Below are 18,133 nucleotides of genomic sequence, written 5' to 3'. Positions count from 1 at the left end.
AATCTGCTTCGTAACCGCAAACATCACTCGGGCGCCTAAGGCGCCCGAGTGGTCTGGAGAAATTGAATGTCGTTGAATCCTGATATCGCCGCATTTCTGCAATTGGTCGGCAACGGCCGGGCCAGCGGCAAACGTGTGGGCATGCATGAGCTGAGCCCGGAACAGGCCCGTGAACAGTTCGATCAGTCGTCGCTGCTGATGGACGCCGGCGGCGAAGACCTTGCGCTGGTCGATGAACTGCAACTGCCGGTGCGTGACGGCTCGCTGCTGGAGGCGCGGGTCTACAGCCATCAGCCCTTGAAAGCCGGGGCCGGACGTCCGGCACTGTTGTATTTCCATGGTGGCGGTTATGTGGTCGGCAGCCTCGATTCCCATGACTCACTGTGCCGGGCGCTGGCGTCGATGGCCGATTGTGTGGTGCTGTCGGTGGCTTATCGACGGGCGCCGGAGTTCCGTTTTCCGACCGCCGCCAACGATGCACAGGACGCCTGGAACTGGCTGGTGGCAAATGCTCAGGATCTGGGGCTGGACAGCACGCGTCTGGCGATTGCCGGTGACAGCGTCGGCGGCAGCCTGGCCACCGTGCTCGCCGCACAATTGGTGGGCGCACCGGTGCAGCCGCGTTTGCAGGTGCTGATCTACCCGGTCACCGACGCCAGCCGCAGCACGTCCTCCATCGAGCGTTACGCCGAGGGTTATCTGCTGGAGAAGGCATCGCTGAACTGGTTCTACAACCACTATCAGCGTGAGGCGGGTGACCGTCTCGATCCGCGTTTCTCGCCGTTGCTGGGGGAAGTCTCAGCCGGTGTGGCGCCAACACTGCTGGTGTTGGCCGAGTGCGATCCACTGCACGACGAAGGCGTGGCGTATGCCCGGCATTTGCAGGCAGCGGGTGTCGAGGTCGAGTTGAAAGTGTACGAGGGCATGACCCATGACTTCATGCGCATGGGTGCGATCATCGATGAGGCCGAAGAGGCGCAGCAGCACATTGCCGAGCGGCTGCTGGAGGTGTTTGCAGCACGGTGACAGAGGTGATCGAGGGACTGAAAGGGTCGCTGTCTGCGGCCCTTTTCTATTGCCCGGGGAAAAAGGGCAGACAGCAAAACGCCGGCAAATGCCGGCGTCTTGTCGGGTGCTGAACGTGTTACCAGTTGTAGGTCACGTCGGCGGTCATGGTCCGGCCTTCGCCGTAGTAGCAGTCCAGGGTGCTGTTGCAGCTGGCGACGTACTTTTTGTCGGCGAGGTTTTCCAGGTTCATCTTCACTTTCACGCCTTTGACGTGCAGTGGCGATTTTTCCAGGTCGTAGGAAATCATGGCGTCATACACGGTGTAGGACGGGATCTGGAAGGAGTCTTCCTCGTAGTCCGAGCCATAGCTGCTGCGCACGTAGCGTGTGCCCAGGCCCATGCCCAGACCGGCCAGCGAAGTCGACTGGTCGAAGTCGTAGTTGATCCACGCCGATGCGGTCAGTGGTGGGCTCATGGCCAGGGTGCGACCTTCGCGACCGTCGTTGACGCTGCGCCACTTGATCTGGTTGCGCGACACCGAGGCCAGCACACGCAGGTTCTGGGTCACGTTGACCTTGCCTTCCAGTTCCACGCCGCGCGAACGCACCGAACCGCTCTGGCTGCTGAAGCCCGGGTTGTTCAGGTCGTTGGTCAGCATGTTGCTCTGATCGATCTGATAGGCCGACAGCTGGATGAACCCGTCGACGAAGCCTGGCTCGTACTTGACGCCGACTTCGTACTGTTTGCCCTCGGTCGGCTCGAACGGACGGCCGTTCATGTCGGCACCGGTCTGTGGCAGGAACGATTCGGCGTAGCTCACGTACGGTGTCAGGCCGTTTTCAAACTCGTAGCCAAGGCCTGCACGACCGGTGAACTTCTCGTTCTTGATGTTCGAGCGGTTGCCGCCCAGCGGTTCCTTGTTGATGGTTTCGGCGAAGTCGTAGCGACCGCCGACGGTCAGGAACCACTGGTTCCAGCGCATCTGGTCCTGGGTGTACAGGCCGGTCTGCTTGACCGTGTTGTCCCAACGGTAAGGCTGGCGGAAGTTGAACTGGCTGCCGTAGACAGGGTTGTACAGGTCGATGGCCGGGCCCTGACGGTCATAACGGCCGAGGAACTTGGAGTTGTACTGGTAGTAGTCGACACCCAGCAGCAGGGTGTGATCCAGCTCGCCGGTCTTGAACTTGGCCTGGGCGATGTTATCGATGCCGTAGACCTTGTTGTCCTGGGCCCAGTCCACACCGAAGCGGGTCTGGCGACGTTCGTCGTCGGCGCCGGTGACCGGATTCGGTTCGAAGGAGTAGCCGTGCAGCGGCGCGATGTAACGGTCGTTGAGTTGCGCGTAACGGGCGTTCTGCTTGAGGGTCCAGACGTCGTTGAGTTCGTGGGAAATCTCGTAACCGAGCACGAACTGCTCGCGGTCGTACTTGTTCACATTCGGCTCGCCGAGGAACAGGCTGCGGCTGATGCGACCGTTGGCGGTGCGGTACACGGTGCCGTTGGCCGGCAGGCCCTGGGCTTCCGGGGTGTCGTGGTCTTTCTGGTACTGGCCGTACAGGGTGATGCTGGTGCGGTCGTTCGGCAGCCAGGTCAGGCTGGGCGCGAGCATCATGCGTTTCTGGTCGGCGTAGTCGATCTGCGAGTTGCTGTCGTTGACCACACCGGTCAGGCGATAGAGAAACTCTCCCTGATCGTCGAGCGGGCCGCCGAGGTCGAAGGCGCCGTATTTGCGGTCATAGCTGCCGCCACCAATGATCACTTCGTGCAGAGGCGTGGCCGTCGGACGCTTGCCGACCATGTTGACGATGCCGCCTGGCTGGTTCTGGCCGTAGAGCACCGACGCCGGGCCCTTGAGCACTTCGATGCGCTCCAGGCTGTATGGGTCGATCTGCAACGAACCGCCGGTGCTGCCGCCGCCGTAAGGCAGGTGCAGGCCGTCGAGGTACAGCGGCGTTGGCGAGAAACCCCGGGAGGTCGGTTCGTCGAAGATCTTCACCCGGTCGGAGAAGCCGCCGCCGGTCATGCCCGCGGTGTAGCGCAGGGCTTCGGTGACCGACTGCGAACCGCGCATCTTGATTTCGTCTTGCGTGACGACGTTGATGGTCTGCGGGATTTCCTTCAGCGCGGTATCGGTCTTGGAGCCGGTGGCGCTGCGTTTTGCAACAATGCCGTCAACCGGGCCCCACGCTGACTCCAGGGCGGCGGTGATGCTGGTCGGCGCCAGGTCAAGGCTCGCGCCGCTGCTGCGGGCACGCAAGGAAACATTGTTGCCCTGCACGCTGTAGGCGATGTCGGTGCCCTGAAGCAATTGCGCGATAGCGGCGGTCGGCTCCAGGTTGCCACTGACAGCGGTGCTGCGCAGGCCGCTGACGTCGTCCGGGCTGTACAGCACTTGCAGATTGGTCTGGCGGCCGAATTCCTGCAGCGCGCTCCCCAGCGACTGTGCCGCAATATTGATCGTCACCGCTGCGGCCTGCGCCTGACCGATCACCGGCAGGGTCAATGCCATGGCGCAAAGGGCTGGAAGGGTGGTGCGCAAGGAGCGGCGGATCAGCAGAGCCTTGGCGAGCGGGTGGAGTCCGTGCGGTGCGGGCATTGTTCTTCTACTCTTCAAAGTGTTGACTGAGAACTATTTCTATTAACTGTTAGTAAGACGTTGAACCCTCCGAAAACCGGAAAGGCTCAACGCACTTTTTTACAGATTTCTCACAATCAGGCGGGTTGCAGCTCGGTGACCACTTTGCCGGCGTTCATGCGCACCAGTTGGTCGGCGACGTCGAAGTAACGATCGTCGTGGGAAATGACGATGATGGTCTTGCCCAGACGCTTCAGGTCCGGCAGCAATTCGGTGTAGAAAATCCGCCGGAACGTCGGGTCCTGGTCGGCGGCCCATTCGTCGAACACCAGCACCGGACGCTCTTCCAGCCACGCATTGATCAACGCCAGACGCTTGCGCTGGCCGGTCGACAGATCGGTGGTGGTGAATGCACCGTCGCGCACGCTGACCTTGTGCGCGATTTCCAGGCGCTCGAGGTATTGGTTGGCGTCTCGCGGAATAGGCGTGTCGCCCTGCACCACGTCATCGAACAGGTAATAGTCGGCGAAGATCGTGGTGAACAACTGGCGATAGTCGTCGCGGGTGAGGGCGGTCACGACCTGGTCGTTGAGGCGGATTTCACCCTGCTGTGGCGCATACAGGCCCAGCAGCAGTTTGATCAGGGTGGTCTTGCCGCAGCCGTTTTCACCGACGATGAAAATGATGTCGCCCTGATCGATCTTCAGGTTCACCGGCCCCAGACGGAACGGCGCAGCGCCTTCCACGGTCGGGAAACTGTACGAGACGTCGGTCAGTTCCAGGCTGTGCACGGGTGTTTTTTTATTGCCCTGATCGCTGAGCAGCAAGTGCGGCTCGGGCGAGGAGAATTGCTCGGACAACTCGGCGATCCGCCGGAACGCGATCTGCGCGCGGCCCACAATCGGCAAAGCCGCCATGACATGTTCCAGCGGACCTTTCATGTACAGCAGCACCAGCACGAAGCCGCTCATCACCGCTTTGTCGGCGCTCGGCCACAGCGATTGCAGGGCCAGCGCCAGGCCGATCACCACAAAGAACAACATCGAGCCGAGGGTCTTGGCGACCACATAGATGTTCACCGAGCGCACCTGGGTGTCGCAGATCTGGTCGGCGGTGGTCTGGATGCCCGAAACGAACATGCGGTGGCGACGCGGACGGTGGATGCGCAGTTCCTTGGCGCCTTCGGCAATCGCGTTGTAGTGCTTTTGCAGGTCGTCTTCATGGTCGCGGGCTTTCATGAAACCCTGCATGCCACGGCCCTGAGCGATGTACTGGATGATTGTGCCGATCAGGACCGCCACCGCCATCATCAGGAACATCGGCCACGACAGCATCGCCAGGTAACCCATGCAGCCGAGGGTGACGGTCATGGAAATGGCCAGCGGCGAGAAGGCGAAAGCAAAGTCGCTGATGGTGTCGACGTCGTGGGTCAGCACCGGGATCAGCCGATGACTGCGGTAGCGTTCGATCTGCTCGATGGGGGCCGACAACACTTTTTCGCCCAGCTCTTTGCGCAGCCTGGCGATGATGTGCTGGCCGACGAAGTTGGTGCCGATGTCGGAAAAGATCGAACTGGCCAGGGCCAGCAGGCACAGACCGGCGAACACCGCGACCACGTTGCTGGTCAGGCCGGCTTCGGAGTGCAGTGCGGTGTTGATCGTCGCCAGCAGCGCCGTGACGCTCAGGCCGCCGACCATACCGAGCAGGATCGACCCGGCAACGATCAGCCGAAAGGGTTTGAGCAGGGCGAACAATTCATTGATCACCCCGCGTGTTGGTTTGCTCATGGAGGTTCCCTGCGTGAAAGAGCGGCGAAGGCCGGCATCGGCTGCGGGCGTCGCCTGGGTGACGTAGAGGGCAGTGGCGCGTCGCAATGGATCGCGCCATCTGTAGAACGACTGGCGGGAGGGTTAATTTAGCGTGGCGACGGGGGCGTTACAGATCCCGCGCGACCCGGAAACCGATCCAGTCGCCGCGCTCGGTCGGCACCAGCGCATTGCGGTTGCCGGAGCGCGAGAACACCGGCGCTTCGCCCCAGTCGTTGCCGCGGATACGCTTGAATTCGCATTTGCCGGTCAGCCAGGCGCTGCCATCGCTCGGAGCGCCTTCGTAGTTGTCGTTGTAGCAATCGGCGGTCCATTCGTAGACGTTGCCGTGCATGTCGTACACACCGAAGGCGTTGGGCGGGAAGCTGCCGGCCGGCGCGGTGAAGTTGTAGCCGTCGGCTGCGCCGTAGGTGTTGGCATGTTTGGCGATGCTGTATTCCTTGCCCTCATCGAAGGGGAAGGGGAACGGGCCAGTGGTGCCGCCGCGGGCGGCGTATTCACGCAGGGATTCACTGACCAGTCGATATGGCTTGCCGGTTTTTTTCGACAGCCAGGCCACGTAGGCGTTGGCCTCGGCGAAGTCCATGCACACCGCCGGGTGCCTGTCGGTGTACTGCTTGCGCGGGTCGCTGCCGGCGTAGTCCGGAACCCCGGCCTTGCATGCGCGCCCCGGGCGATCATCGCCGTCGGGCATTGGGTAGCCGGTGTCCTTGAGGTAGGCGAACCATTCGCCCTTGAGTACCTGGAAGCGGCTGATCGCCAGCGGTCTGGCGAACGTCACAGGGTGCATCGGGCCTTCGTCGGGCTCACGGCCGACTTCGTCTTCCGGCGTGCCCATGGTGAACGTGCCGGTGGGCAGCACGACCATTTCCGGGCAGTCCTTGCAGTCCTTGAACACTTTGCCCGGTGCTGGCGGGGTGGCGGCCTGCACAGCGTTCGGCAGCAGGCTGGCGGCGAGGGCGGCGAACGTCAGCGCCGGCAGGGTTTTCAGGGCGGAACGAGGCAGTTCACTGTTCATTTCGAGTCTCGTCAAAAGGAAAAAGGTTCGGCTCACAGCGCCTGATCCAGTACGGCCAGCAGGCGATCGATCTGGGCCTCGTCGTTGAGCAGGCCCGGTGCGGTGCGGATCACCGGGCCGACATCGCGCTCCACGGCATCGGCCACCACCTTGTTGGCCATCAGGTGCGCGGCGATCTTGTCGCAGTCCTTGCCCTTGACCCGGAAGAAGGTGAACCCGGCGGAAAACTCCGGGCTCAACGGCGTGACCAGTTCGATCTGTGGACGCTGCAACAGGCGTTTTTTCAGGTAGCTGTTGAGCTCATGAATGCGCGCCTGCACGTCGGCCTTGCCCAGTTGCAGGTGCAACTTGAACGCCTCGGTCAGCGCCCAGCGATGCTCGAACGAGTGGTAGCCGCCCGGCGTCATGGTGGTGGAGAAGTGTTCGGCCTCGGAAAAGGTCGGGATGATCGGTGTGACGTATTTCACGTCCGCCGTGCGGCTGACTACGATCCCGGTGCCGCGGGGGCCGAACATCCATTTGTGGGTGCCGGCGATGAAGAAATCGCAGTTCATCGCGGGGAAGTTCACGTCTTCCACACCGAAACCGTGCACGCCGTCGACGACATAGACGATGCGGTCGGCTTCGCTGCGGCCACGGTTGTGTTTGTCGACCAGCGCACCGATGTCGGCCAGCGGCAGTTTCACGCCGCTCCCGGAATGCACCCAGCACATGCCGAGCACGCGGGTCTGCGGTCGGATGCTGCGGTCGATATTCGCCAGCAGCTCTTGCTTGCTGATCGGGTACGGATCCTTGAACAGACGGATCTTGCGCACCTTGGTGCCGTCACGCTGGGTGCGCAGTTCGAGGATCGTGTGGGTCGCGTAGTGTTCGTGTTCGGTGGTGAGGATTTCCTGATCGGCGCGTACCTGAACACCGCCGTAAATCATCGCCAGCCCTTCGGTGGTGCTGCCGGTCAGAGCAATCTGCCGGGCATCGGCCTGCACGTATTGGCCGGCCCAGGCGCGCACGTCCTCTTCCCGTTTTTCGGTGACGCCGTGGTCCCAGTCCATCGCCAGCCCCGGGTTTTTGTCGAGGGCGGCGCGGTGCATCTCGATTGCTTCGCGCACCGGGCGCGGGTGGCTGGTGACGAGGAAGTTGGAAAAGTGCAGCCAGGCCGGATCCTGATCGAACAACTGCTGCAACTGCGCCCACTTGTTGCGTGGCAGCGCGGCGGCGGCGGTCGAGGCACTGGCGATGTTCGGCAGGCTCGCGCCCAGCGGCAAGGTCGCGGCGAGAAGCCCGGCCTGCTTCAGAAAGTCACGACGGTTGCTCATGGCCTGGCGACTTCCCGGTTCGAAGCGATCGCCGGTCTGGCGGATTTCTCGACCTGATCCCAGACCCGCAGGAAATTGCCGCCCCAGAGCTTGGCGATGTCCGCTTCGGAATAGCCGCGCGACAGCAGTTCAGCGGTGACGTTGCGGATCTCGCCGACGTTCTCCCAGCCTTTGACGCCGCCACCTTCGTTGAAGTCCGAGCTGATGCCGACGTGGTCGATGCCGATCTTGCGCACGGTGTAATCGATGGCGTCGCCCAGGTCCTTGAGGCTGGCTTTGGGCTCTTCTTCGAGGATCGCGTAGAGCTGGCCGGCATACTCGCCGAACTTCTGTTCGGACCAGGCGGAGATGATCGGATCGCCCGGCATCAGAGCTACGGCCAGGTTCGGCAGCGGCGGCAGGTCGAAGCGCTTGCGCAGCTCATTGAGCTTGTCCTGAGTGCCTTGGGTCAGCGGTCGCAGGTACTGCGAGAAGCCGACGATCTGCACCACGCCGCCGCTGTTCTTGATCAGCTGCATTTCCTTGTCGCTGAGGTTGCGCGGTATATCGACCATGGCCCGCGGTGCCGAGTGCGAGGCCACCAGCGGCGTACGGCTCAGTTGTGCGACTTGCTCCAGAGCCTTGGTCGACATTTGCGAGACGTCGATGATCACGCCCAGGTCATTCAGGCGCTTGACCGCTTGCTTGCCGATATCGGAAAGACCGTCGAGGGCGTCCGGCGAGTCATTGAAGAACGGCAGCGGGCGCGACGAGTCGGCCCAGTCGTTGTTGCCGATGTAGCTGAAGCCGAACATGCGCATGCCGCGTGCCGTCCACAGGTCCAGCTGGTTCAGGTCATGGCCCAGCGGGTAGGCGTTGAGCATGCTGATGAAGATCGCGAACTTGCCTTCGCCGTGCAGGCGCCGGAAATCGTTGGCGGTATAGGCGATGCCGACCTGGTTGGGGAAGTCGCGGACCATGCCGGACAGGATCTTGTAGCGGATCTCCTGCTGGTTGCGCGCCTCTTCGACAAAACCGGCGGTGGGCTTGTGCGGGGCGTTCGGGCCGTTCCAGATTTCCGGCCAGCCGAAAATCGTCAGCGCCGCGCCGGACAATCGTCCGCGATTGGCCTTGACCAGGTCGAACTGCTCGCTGCCGTCCTTGTCGATCTCGTTGCCGGTGGTGCCGAAGTTCTGGGTGATGGTGATGTGGCTGTCGAACGAGAGCATGTGCTCGTGCAGTTCTTCGGCTTGCTGCATGATTTTGACCGGGTAGCCCGGATTGTCCTTGAACCCGATATCCCAGACCGCGAAACCGGCACCGGCGCTGATCGCCAGGGCCAGTGGCAGGCCGATGAATAGAGCCTTTTTCGAACGTGGTTTTGTCATTGCCATCTCAGTCAGGTTCGCCGTCGAGGTACAGGCGCAGAGGCCTTTGCTATCTGGGAAGAACGAGCGGGCGCGGCAGAAAATTAGTCCGCCCTGATGGCGCTTAAATTTGTTCGGTCAGCAAACGTTCTAGCTTGGATAAAGCCTGCTTCAGGGCTGAACACAGGTAGGGCAATGAGGATTTCTCGACGATGGTTCATGGCAGGCCTGGCGTTGACCGGCGCTGCCGTACCTGCAGCTTATTTCGGGCATCGTGAATGGACGAAGCCCGACCCGACGATCACGCCCGGCGAGGCGTCTTTCGATGTCGCCGACGTGGCCGGGCAACGCCTGGCGAACGCGTTGCGCGGGGTCTGGACGATCCGCTTCACGGGCCGGGATGCCGGCCTGGACGGCTTGCCGACCCAGGGCCTGGAAGTGTTCATCGACATCGGCCAGAAAGGCCGGGGCGTGTGTGGCTTTCTCGACACGCCGGAGCGTCTGCGCTCTGCCGACACCCCCCGTTACCGGATTCTCGGCGATCTGGCCGGGGCCGAGGCATCAAAACTGAGTTGGCGACTGTTGGGTGCCGGCGGCAGTGTGGACTACGAACTGAACATGATCCTCGATGAGGTCTGGGCCGATTTCGGCAACGCCGGCAGCGGCACGCTGAGCGGTACGGTGCAGCGTCTCGACCGCTCGTTGGCCTTGCCGGCCCAGGATCATCGTTTCATTGCGGTCAAGTGCCTGTTCCCGGAAGCGCGACAGCGCACGCCGTTGAACCCGACACTGCTGGCCTGGCTGGTATCGCCCGAGCATCGGTTGTTTCACCAGGTCTGGCATGCGACGCGGGACAAGTGGCACACCTTGTCCGAAGACAAGCGCAACGCCTTGCGTGGTCTCGGCTGGCAGCCCGGCCCGCGCGACCTTGAGCGTGACGCCCGTGGCCCGCGAAAGGATCGCAATGGCTCGGGCATCGATTTCTTCTTCATGCATCGGCACATGCTCGGTACGGCGCGCTCCATGCAGGATCTGCCGTCCTGGCAGTTCTTCCCGTTGCCGCAGCCGGAACTGATTCGCGACCGTGTCGGGTTCGCCCGTTACTTCGATAACCACGACGGCACCTCGCTGCCGCCGACCTGGCTGGCCGAAGGCGACGACGAGTACGCGCAATGGGTCAGCGATATCAAGACCGCCGAGACTTACCAGAGCAACTTCGAGGTCTGGGAGTCGCAATACCGCGATCCGCAATATCTGTCGAAGCTGACTCTGGGCCAGTTCGGCTCCGAGGTGGAGCTGGGCCTGCACGACTGGCTGCACATGCGCTGGGCCTCGGTGCCGCGCGATCCCTCCAACGGTCAACCGGTGCCGTTTGCCCGGGATCTGGATGACTTCGCCGCACGCTGGTTCGCCCCGGAAAACGACTTTCTCGGCGACCCGTTTTCGTCTCATGTGAACCCGGTGTTCTGGGCGTTCCATGGCTGGATCGATGACCGGGTGGAGGACTGGTTCCGCGCTCACGAGCGTTTCCATCCTGGCCAGGTCACGCGACTCGAGGTCAACGGTGTGAAATGGTTTGCCCCGGGCCGCTGGGTCGAAGTGGCGGATCCATGGCTCGGTCCGACCACTCACGGTTGCAGCACGGTACCGGGTTTGCAGGTCGGCAAGTCGGTGGAGATGGACCCGGAAACCATGAAGCTGGCGCTGCGCATCACCTTCGGCGAGGACGAAAAGAAGCTCGAGAGCCTGTTCCGGCGAGTGCCGAAACGGCCGTGGTATGCGCGTCATCTGACGGCGAAGAACAGTCCGTTCTGAGGACTGTGTTGTCGCGCATTCGCGGGCTCGCCCGCGAATGCAATGCGAAGGCGACGCCGTCAGGGCGTCTGCCAGCCTCCACCCAGTGCCTTGTACAACGCCACGCTCGCCTGCAGGCGCGACAGGCGCAGTTGCACATTCAGATCCTGCGCCGCGTACAGCGTGCGCTGGGTTTCCAGCACCGTCAGCCAATCCTCGGCGCCGGCCTGATAGCGGCGCTGGGCGATATCGAACGCGGTCTGCGCCTGATTCAGTTCTTCACTTTGCCATTGCCGCTGTTCATCGAGCCCGCGAATCCCGTTGAGGGCTTTTTCGACGTCGGCGAAACCGTTGATGATCGCCCCGCGATAGGTTTCCAGCAGTTCTTCCTGGCGTGCCGTGGCCTTGTCGCGCTCGGCGCTCAGGCGACCGTTGTTGAAGATCGGTGCGACCAGCCCGGCGGTGAGGTTGTAGAAGGGGCTGCGAATCATGTCGTCGAACTGGTTGGCCCCGGAGCCCAGTTGGGCGGTGAGGGTGACGGTCGGCAGCATGGCGGCGCGGGCGACTTTGACGTCGGCTTCGGCCGCCGCCAGTTGCGCTTCGGCGCGGGCGATGTCCGGGCGACGGCTGAGCAGGTCACTGGGCACGCCGGCGGCGATGGTCGGCCATTGCAGGCGCTCGAACGGTTCGGCGCCGGTCTGCAGCTCCTGCACCGGCCGGCCGAGCAGGGCGGCGAGGCTGATCAAGGCGTCACGGGCCTGTTGTTGCACCAGTGGCAATTGCCGTTGTTGCGCGGCCACCAGACTTTTCTGCTGGGCCAGTTCCAGCGCGGTGGCCGAGCCTGAGTCGAAGCGGGTCTGCACCAGTTTCAGCACGTTCTGCGCGTTGGTCAGGTTCAGTTCGGCGATGCGACTTTGCTCACGCAGCGACAAGGCTTGTGCGTAGGTGTTGGCCACCCCGCTGAGCAAGGTCAGCTCCACGGTCGCCCGGTCGAACTCGCTGGCTTGCAGGGCAAACTGCGCGCTGTCGCGGGAGGCGCGTTTGCCGCCCCAGAAGTCGATTTCGTAGGACGCGCTCAGATTGGCATCGAAATAATCCACAGCCTTGTTGCTGCTGTCCGCGTCGAGCTGGGAGTAGCCATTGCCGCGCAGCAGTTTCTGGCGATTGGCGTTGGCCCCGGCTTTCACCTCCGGCAACTGCGAGCCGCCGGCGATCACCGTGCCGGCCTGGGCCTGGCGCACCCGGGCGACGGCGGCCGCGAGGTCGAAGCTGCCGAGGCGGGCCTGTTCGATCAGGCGGTCGAGCTCGGGACTGCCGAACTGTTTCCACCAGTGCGGATCGATGCGGGCGACGCTGGCGCCGTGGGGAGATTGCCAGGTCGTGGGCGGTTGCAAGCCGCTGTCGGGACGCTGGGCGGGACTGCCGCAGGCGCTGAGCAACAGGCACACGGTCAACAGGCTGAGGCGCGGTTTCATAGAGCGATCATTCACTGGTAAGGGCCGTGACCGGGTCGAGCCGGGCGGCTTTGCGGGCAGGCATGAAGCCGAAGACAACACCGGTCACGAGGGCGCAGCCGAAGGCACCGAACACCGCCATCAAGGAAAACGCCACGGCGACTTCGCTGAGCATCAGTACGCCGCCGACGATCAGCGCCAGGGCGATCCCGGCGATCCCGCCGACCACCGAGAGCATCACCGCTTCGGTGAGGAACTGGCGCAGGATGTCCCGTTGCCGGGCGCCGGTGGCCATGCGGATGCCGATCTCGCGCGTGCGTTCGCGCACGGTCATGAGCATGATGTTCATCACGCCGATCCCGCCCACCAGCAGCGAGATGGCAGCAATCGAACCGAGCATCAGCGACAGGGTGTTTTGCGTGCGCGCCTCGGCCTGGATCATCGCGGCGTTGTTGGTCAGTTCGAAATCCTTCTTGCCGTTGTGCAGGCGCAGCATCAATTGTTCGATGGCGTGTTCGGTTTCCTTGACCCTGCGCGCATCGGCCGCGGCAATGGCCACGTATTCCGGATTGCGCGTGCCGAACAGCCGGACGCTGGCGGCGGAGTAGGGGATGGCGATGCGGTCATCGCTGTCCTGATCGCCGGAACTCGCGCCTTTTTCCTGAAGCACACCGACTACCTGGAAGGGCACGTTCTCGATCAGGATGTACTGGCCGATGGGGTTCGGCACATCCTTGAGCAGTTTGTCCCGGACCTTCTTGCCGATCACCGCCACGGCGCTGGCGTTGCGTTCGTCAGCGTCGGTGAAGTAACTGCCTTCGACCACCGGCCAGTTGAAGATCGCCGGGAAGTTGGTGTCATTGCCGCCGACGTAGCTCAGGTGGTCGACGTTGCCGAAGCGCACGCCGGCCTCGGCGCCGTTCACCGGCATGATCCGCTTGACCTGCGGCAGGCTGGCCAGCGCCGCCACGTCATCGAGGGTGACGATGCCTGGTGGCGTGCGCGGGTTGGGTGCCGAGCCGCTGAGGTAAATGATGTTGGAGCCGAACGCGCCCATCTGTGCCATGACCTGGCGCTTGCTGCCTTCGCCGACGCCAAGCATGACCACCACCGAGGCTACGCCGATGATGATCCCGAGCAGGGTCAGCGCCGTGCGGAAACGGTTGATCCACATCACCCGCCAGGCGGCATGCAGGGCGTCCACCAGCTCGCCTTTCCAGGCGCCTGAGGCTTGCGCGCCTTCGCTCAGGCGCTTGCGCAGGTCGACGGCTTGCAAGGCGCCGGGGTGGGCCGTGGTCTGGGCTTCGGGATTGTCCCGGGCGCTGTCGCTGATGATCAGGCCGTCGCGGATCTCGATGATGCGCTTGGCCCGGGCTGCCACTTCGCGGTCGTGGGTGATCAGGATGACCACGTGGCCCTGACTCGCCAGTTCGTCGAGCAGTGTCATGACCTCTTTGCCGCTGTGGCTGTCGAGGGCGCCAGTGGGTTCGTCGGCAAGAATGATGTGGCCGCCGTTCATCAACGCCCGGGCAATCGACACCCGTTGTTGCTGACCGCCGGACAACTGGTGTGGGCGGTTGCCGGTGCGTGAGGCCAGCCCGAGGCGGTCGAGCAGGGCGGCGGCGCGGGCGTGGCGTTCGGCGGCGGGTGTGCCGGCATAGATTGCCGGCATCTCGACGTTTTCCTGGGCTGAACCGGACGGAATCAGGTGATAACCCTGGAACACGAATCCAAAGGCTTCGCGGCGCAGCCAGGCCAGTTCATCGGTGTCGAGGCCGGCGACGTCTTCCCCGGCAAAGCGGTATTCGCCGCAAGTGGGGCGGTCGAGGCAGCCGAGGATGTTCATCAGTGTCGATTTGCCGGAGCCGGACGCGCCGACAATCGCCACGAATTCTCCGGCGTGGATCGACAGGTCGATCCCACGCAACACATGCACTTCAGGTGCGTCGCCGCCGCCGTAGGATTTGCGGATGTCCTGCAGGTCGATCAGGGGCGTCTGCATTCAGCCTCCGCTGCCATCGGCCGGGCCGACCAACAGGTGATCGCCTTCACTCAAGCCTTCCAGTACCTGGACTTTCAAGCGATCGCTGATGCCGGTGTGCACTTCGCGCAACTGAATCTCGCCATTGGCGGCGATCACCTGGGCGGTCTGCCGGTTTGCCGTGGCAGTGCCTTGCAGGGCGGCGACCGGTGCGGTGAGGACGTCTTTTGCCTGACTGGCGACGAAGAACACCTGGGTGGTCATTTCCGCCATCAAGGCATTGTCGGAGTTGTCGACATCCAGCAGCACGGTGTACAGCACCACCCGGGCGCTGCCACTTTTGCTGGAACTGGCGGGACTGCCGCCGCCCTGGCTGGTCTGGTCCAGCGGCTTGGGCGGCACTGGCAGAATTTGCCGCACGGTGCTGCTCCAGCGCCGGTGGCCGCCACTGAGGGTGGTGAAGTAGGCGATCATGCCCGGTTTGACGTGGCCGATGTCGGCTTCGGAAACCTCCGCCCACACGGTCATCGGCGACAGCTTGGCGATGCGCAGGATCAGCGGTGTCTGCTGTTGCGCGTTGAGGGTCTGGCCTTCGCGGGCATCGAGCGCAACCACTGTGCCGGCCATCGGCGCATAAATGCGGGTGTAGCCGAGTTCGGCCTGATCGCTGCGCAGGCTGGCTTCGGCCTGACGGATCTGCGCCTGGAACATGTCGATGCGCGCCTGGGTGGCTTTCAGTTCGGCGCGGGCGGTCTGCACATCCTCCTCACGGGTGGCACCACCGGCGGCGAGATGCTGCTGGCGCTGGTATTTCTGTTGTGCCAGTTCGTGCTGTGCCTTCTGTTCCTGCAACTGGGCCTTGAGGTTTTCGATGGAAAAACGTCCGGCGTCGAGTTTGGCTTTCTGGGTCGAGGGGTCGATCTCCACCATCAGTTGGCCTTCCTTGACCACATCGCCGACTTCCACGTGGATCTTCTGGATCTGCCCCGACGCCTGAGCGCCGACGTCCACATAACGCCGTGGTTGCAGGGTGCCGAGTGCGGTGACGCTGCTTTCGATATCGCCACGGGTCACTTGCACCGTGGCGAATTTGTCCCGGCCGGGCGGCAGGATCTGCCAGGCGGCGTAGGCCGCGACGGGGATCAGACAAAGGGCTGCGAGCAGGGCGCGTCGGGCGGGGCGGGGACGTTTCATGCAGGGTTCCGGCCAGTGGAAATCGGCCCGTCGTTCAGCACGCATGCACAGGATCGGGCACCGTTGAACGCTGCCGCAGGGCGCGGCAGACACGGGGAGCTGTCCTGTTAACGATGAAAGCGGAACGGAATTTAAGCGGCGACACAGGTTGTTACAGCAATCTGAAGGTATAGCCGGACACAATTTGTCGGGCAACGACAAACACTACTTTAAATCTATATGAGAATTACTATAAATTACGCACCTCAAGTTGCCACTATCTTGCTACTGCCTCGTGCGGCTCAGCAGAACGGTGTGCTCAAGGACAGAACCCGCACTCAAGCGGCCGGGAGTCATGTTGGAAAACTACTATCGTGAGCTGGTGTGTTTCCTGAACGCCAGGCTCGGCAACCGACAGGTGGCCGAAGATGTGGTGCATGACGCTTATGTGCGGGTGCTGGAGCGTTCCAGCGACACGCCCATCGAACAACCCCGGGCCTTCCTTTATCGCACCGCGCTGAATCTGGTGATCGACGACCATCGGCGCAACGCCCTGCGTCAGGTCGAATCCCTGGAAGTGCTCGACAGCGAGGAGCGTTTTTTCACCCCGTCCCCCCACAGCACCCTCGACCATGGCCAGCGCCTGGACATGATGCAGCGTGCACTGGCCGAGCTTGCGCCGCTGTGTCGCGAAAGTTTTCTGCTGCGCAAGATCGAGGGCCTGTCGCACCCCGAGATCGCCGAACGCCTTGGCATTTCCAAGGCGCTGGTGGAAAAGCACATCGTCAACGCCATGAAGCATTGCCGCCTGCGAATCAAACAATGGGATGCCCATTGAGCCGTCGTCGTTAAATTTTATTTCACTGTCCTCGTTCCTACTCAACAGACGACCTGCTGTCCTGCTCCGGGCCGGCCGGTCACCCAAGCTCTTCCTCCGCGCTGTTCGGGGGGTTCATCCAGAGGACACTGGAAATGACACAGGCAATTGCATCGCCCATCGTTCACGACCTGATCGGCGTCGGTTTCGGCCCTTCGAACCTGGCGCTGGCCATCGCTCTGCAGGAGCGAGCCCCGACCCTGGGCGAGCTGGATGTGCTGTTTCTCGACAAGCAACCGACCTACAGCTGGCACGGCAACACCCTGTCGACCCAGAGCGAACTGCAGATTTCCTTCCTCAAGGATCTGGTGACCCTGCGCAATCCGACGAGCCCGTATTCGTTCGTCAATTACCTCAAGCATCACGGTCGTCTGGTGGACTTCATCAACCTCGGCACCTTTTACCCATGCCGCATGGAGTACAACGACTACCTGCGCTGGGTCGCCGCGCAGTTCACCGAACAGAGCCGTTATGGCGAAGAAGTGCTGACCATCGAGCCCGTGCTGCACAACCATCAGGTCGAAGCGCTGCGGGTGATTTCCCGTGGGACGGACGGCCAGCAATTCGTCCGCACTGCGCGTTCGGTGGTGGTCAGCGCCGGCGGTACGCCGCGCATTCCTGAATCCTTCAAGGCGCTCAAGGGCGATGCCCGGGTATTCCACCATTCGCAGTACCTGGCCGAGATGGCCAGGCAGCCGTGCGTGAACAACAAACCGATGAGCATTGCGATCATCGGCGGTGGTCAGAGCGCGGCGGAAGCCTTCATCGACCTGAACGATTCGTTCCCGTCGGTGCAGGTCGACATGATCCTGCGCGGCTCGGCCCTGAAACCGGCGGACGACAGCCCGTTCGTCAACGAAGTGTTCTCGCCGGAATTCACCGACCTGATCTTCCAGCAGAAGAGCAGCGAGCGTGAGCGTCTGGTCAACGAGTACCACAACACCAACTACTCGGTGGTGGACATCGACCTGATCGAACGCATCTACGGCATCTTCTATCGTCAGAAAGTCTCCGGTGTTGCGCGTCATGCGTTCCGCACCCTGACCACCGTCGAGAAAGCCACCGCCACCGAACGCGGCATCGAACTGGCGGTGCGCAACAACGCCACCGGTGAAGTCACCGTGCGTGTCTACGACGCCGTGGTGCTGGCCACCGGTTACGAGCGTCAGATGCACCGCAAACTGCTGGCGCCGCTGGAAGAGTACCTGGGTGACTTCGAGGTCGATCGCAACTACAAACTGATCACCGACGAGCGCTGCAAGGCCGGTCTGTACATGCAGGGCTTCTGCCAGGCCAGCCATGGTCTGAGCGATACGTTGTTGTCGATCCTGCCGATCCGCGCGGACGAAATTGCCGGCTCGCTGTATGAGCACGGAAAAAACCGTGGGCACAGCCGTTCGGTGATGGATCTGTTGCTGGCCACCGCCAGCTGATCGTCCTTTCAGCCTGATCGTTCCCACGCTGCGTGGGAACGATCCTGAAGGCAATCCTGAACCCTTCCTGAACACCCGCCACATTCCCCGACACACTTCTTTTTGCGGGTTTACTCTCCAGACATCGGGGCGTAAGCTTCGCGCGTTTTTATCAATAGCGGAGACCCACAGTGGGTACTTGTTCGAGTGACAGTTGTCGGCCGGTCCTTGTAACCGGCAGATTCTCGGCAAGATAACGCGCATTCCTTTGTGCCGTTGTCTCGCCGAACAGCGAGCAGCGGCATCCCGATCATGGTCAGTTGAGACCCTGTCCCGAAGTCCTTCTCATCGAC

General features: G+C 62.7%; 12 protein-coding genes. 4 read left to right on the top strand and 8 right to left on the bottom strand.

Translation table 11 applies throughout. The annotated features are described in order from the left end of the window. Window positions 1-66: 66 nt before the first annotated feature. On the top strand, window positions 67-1,026 hold the full coding sequence (locus J5M72_RS08055; protein ID WP_169429611.1) for an alpha/beta hydrolase: 960 nt from the start codon (window positions 67-69) through the stop codon (window positions 1,024-1,026). A 118-nt stretch (window positions 1,027-1,144) separates the two neighbouring features. Here the strand turns inward: J5M72_RS08055 and J5M72_RS08050 are convergent, their stop codons facing one another. The 5 genes from J5M72_RS08050 to pvdM form a co-directional block, all read right to left on the bottom strand. Next, on the bottom strand, window positions 1,145-3,604 hold the full coding sequence (locus tag J5M72_RS08050) for a TonB-dependent siderophore receptor (protein ID WP_207865056.1): 2,460 nt from the start codon (window positions 3,602-3,604) through the stop codon (window positions 1,145-1,147). Between the two features lie 116 nt (window positions 3,605-3,720). Beyond that, complete coding sequence (locus tag J5M72_RS08045; RefSeq protein WP_207865054.1) at window positions 3,721-5,370, bottom strand: cyclic peptide export ABC transporter; 1,650 nt, start codon at window positions 5,368-5,370, stop codon at window positions 3,721-3,723. A 148-nt stretch (window positions 5,371-5,518) separates the two neighbouring features. Next, window positions 5,519-6,427, bottom strand: a complete 909-nt coding sequence (locus J5M72_RS08040; protein ID WP_207865052.1) for a formylglycine-generating enzyme family protein — start codon at window positions 6,425-6,427, stop codon at window positions 5,519-5,521. Window positions 6,428-6,459: 32 nt separating this feature from the next. Next, window positions 6,460-7,743 carry an aminotransferase class V-fold PLP-dependent enzyme gene (locus tag J5M72_RS08035; protein ID WP_207865051.1) on the bottom strand — a complete coding sequence of 428 codons (1,284 nt, stop codon included), beginning with the start codon at window positions 7,741-7,743 and terminating at the stop codon, window positions 6,460-6,462. Continuing rightward, on the bottom strand, window positions 7,740-9,110 hold the full coding sequence (gene pvdM / locus J5M72_RS08030) for a pyoverdine-tailoring dipeptidase-like protein PvdM (protein ID WP_207865050.1): 1,371 nt from the start codon (window positions 9,108-9,110) through the stop codon (window positions 7,740-7,742). Before pvdM ends, J5M72_RS08035 begins: the two co-directional genes overlap by 4 nt. A 174-nt stretch (window positions 9,111-9,284) precedes the next feature. Between pvdM and J5M72_RS08025 the strand changes: the two genes are divergently transcribed. Further along, a complete protein-coding gene (locus J5M72_RS08025) occupies window positions 9,285-10,904 on the top strand; it encodes a PvdJ/PvdD/PvdP-like protein (RefSeq protein WP_207865047.1) in 1,620 nt (539 codons plus the stop codon). Window positions 10,905-10,963: 59 nt separating this feature from the next. On the opposite strand, the gene J5M72_RS08020 is transcribed toward J5M72_RS08025, so the two are convergent. The 3 genes from J5M72_RS08020 to J5M72_RS08010 are packed head-to-tail and all read right to left on the bottom strand — an operon-like array spanning window position 10,964 to window position 15,512. Beyond that, the gene (locus tag J5M72_RS08020) at window positions 10,964-12,358 is read right to left on the bottom strand and encodes an efflux transporter outer membrane subunit (RefSeq protein ID WP_207865044.1); all 1,395 of its coding nucleotides are present in this window, start codon (window positions 12,356-12,358) and stop codon (window positions 10,964-10,966) included. A 7-nt stretch (window positions 12,359-12,365) separates the two neighbouring features. Beyond that, a complete protein-coding gene (locus J5M72_RS08015) occupies window positions 12,366-14,339 on the bottom strand; it encodes a MacB family efflux pump subunit (protein ID WP_207865042.1) in 1,974 nt (657 codons plus the stop codon). Then, complete coding sequence (locus J5M72_RS08010) at window positions 14,340-15,512, bottom strand: efflux RND transporter periplasmic adaptor subunit (protein ID WP_207865040.1); 1,173 nt, start codon at window positions 15,510-15,512, stop codon at window positions 14,340-14,342. A 334-nt stretch (window positions 15,513-15,846) separates the two neighbouring features. On the opposite strand from J5M72_RS08010, the gene J5M72_RS08005 reads away from it, so the two are divergent. Together J5M72_RS08005 and J5M72_RS08000 are read left to right on the top strand one after the other, a co-directional pair. Next, a complete protein-coding gene (locus tag J5M72_RS08005) occupies window positions 15,847-16,329 on the top strand; it encodes a sigma-70 family RNA polymerase sigma factor (RefSeq protein ID WP_169429621.1) in 483 nt (160 codons plus the stop codon). A 134-nt stretch (window positions 16,330-16,463) separates the two neighbouring features. Next, window positions 16,464-17,801, top strand: coding sequence for a SidA/IucD/PvdA family monooxygenase (locus J5M72_RS08000; protein ID WP_169429622.1), 1,338 nt, complete (start codon window positions 16,464-16,466; stop codon window positions 17,799-17,801). Window positions 17,802-18,133 lie beyond the last annotated feature (332 nt).

This window comes from Pseudomonas sp. 58(2021) (assembly GCF_017491585.1).
Taxonomy (GTDB): Bacteria; Pseudomonadota; Gammaproteobacteria; order Pseudomonadales; family Pseudomonadaceae; genus Aquipseudomonas; species Aquipseudomonas fluorescens_BT.
Note: the sequence above shows the minus strand (reverse complement) of the source record. Positions and strands in the feature narration are given on the sequence as shown.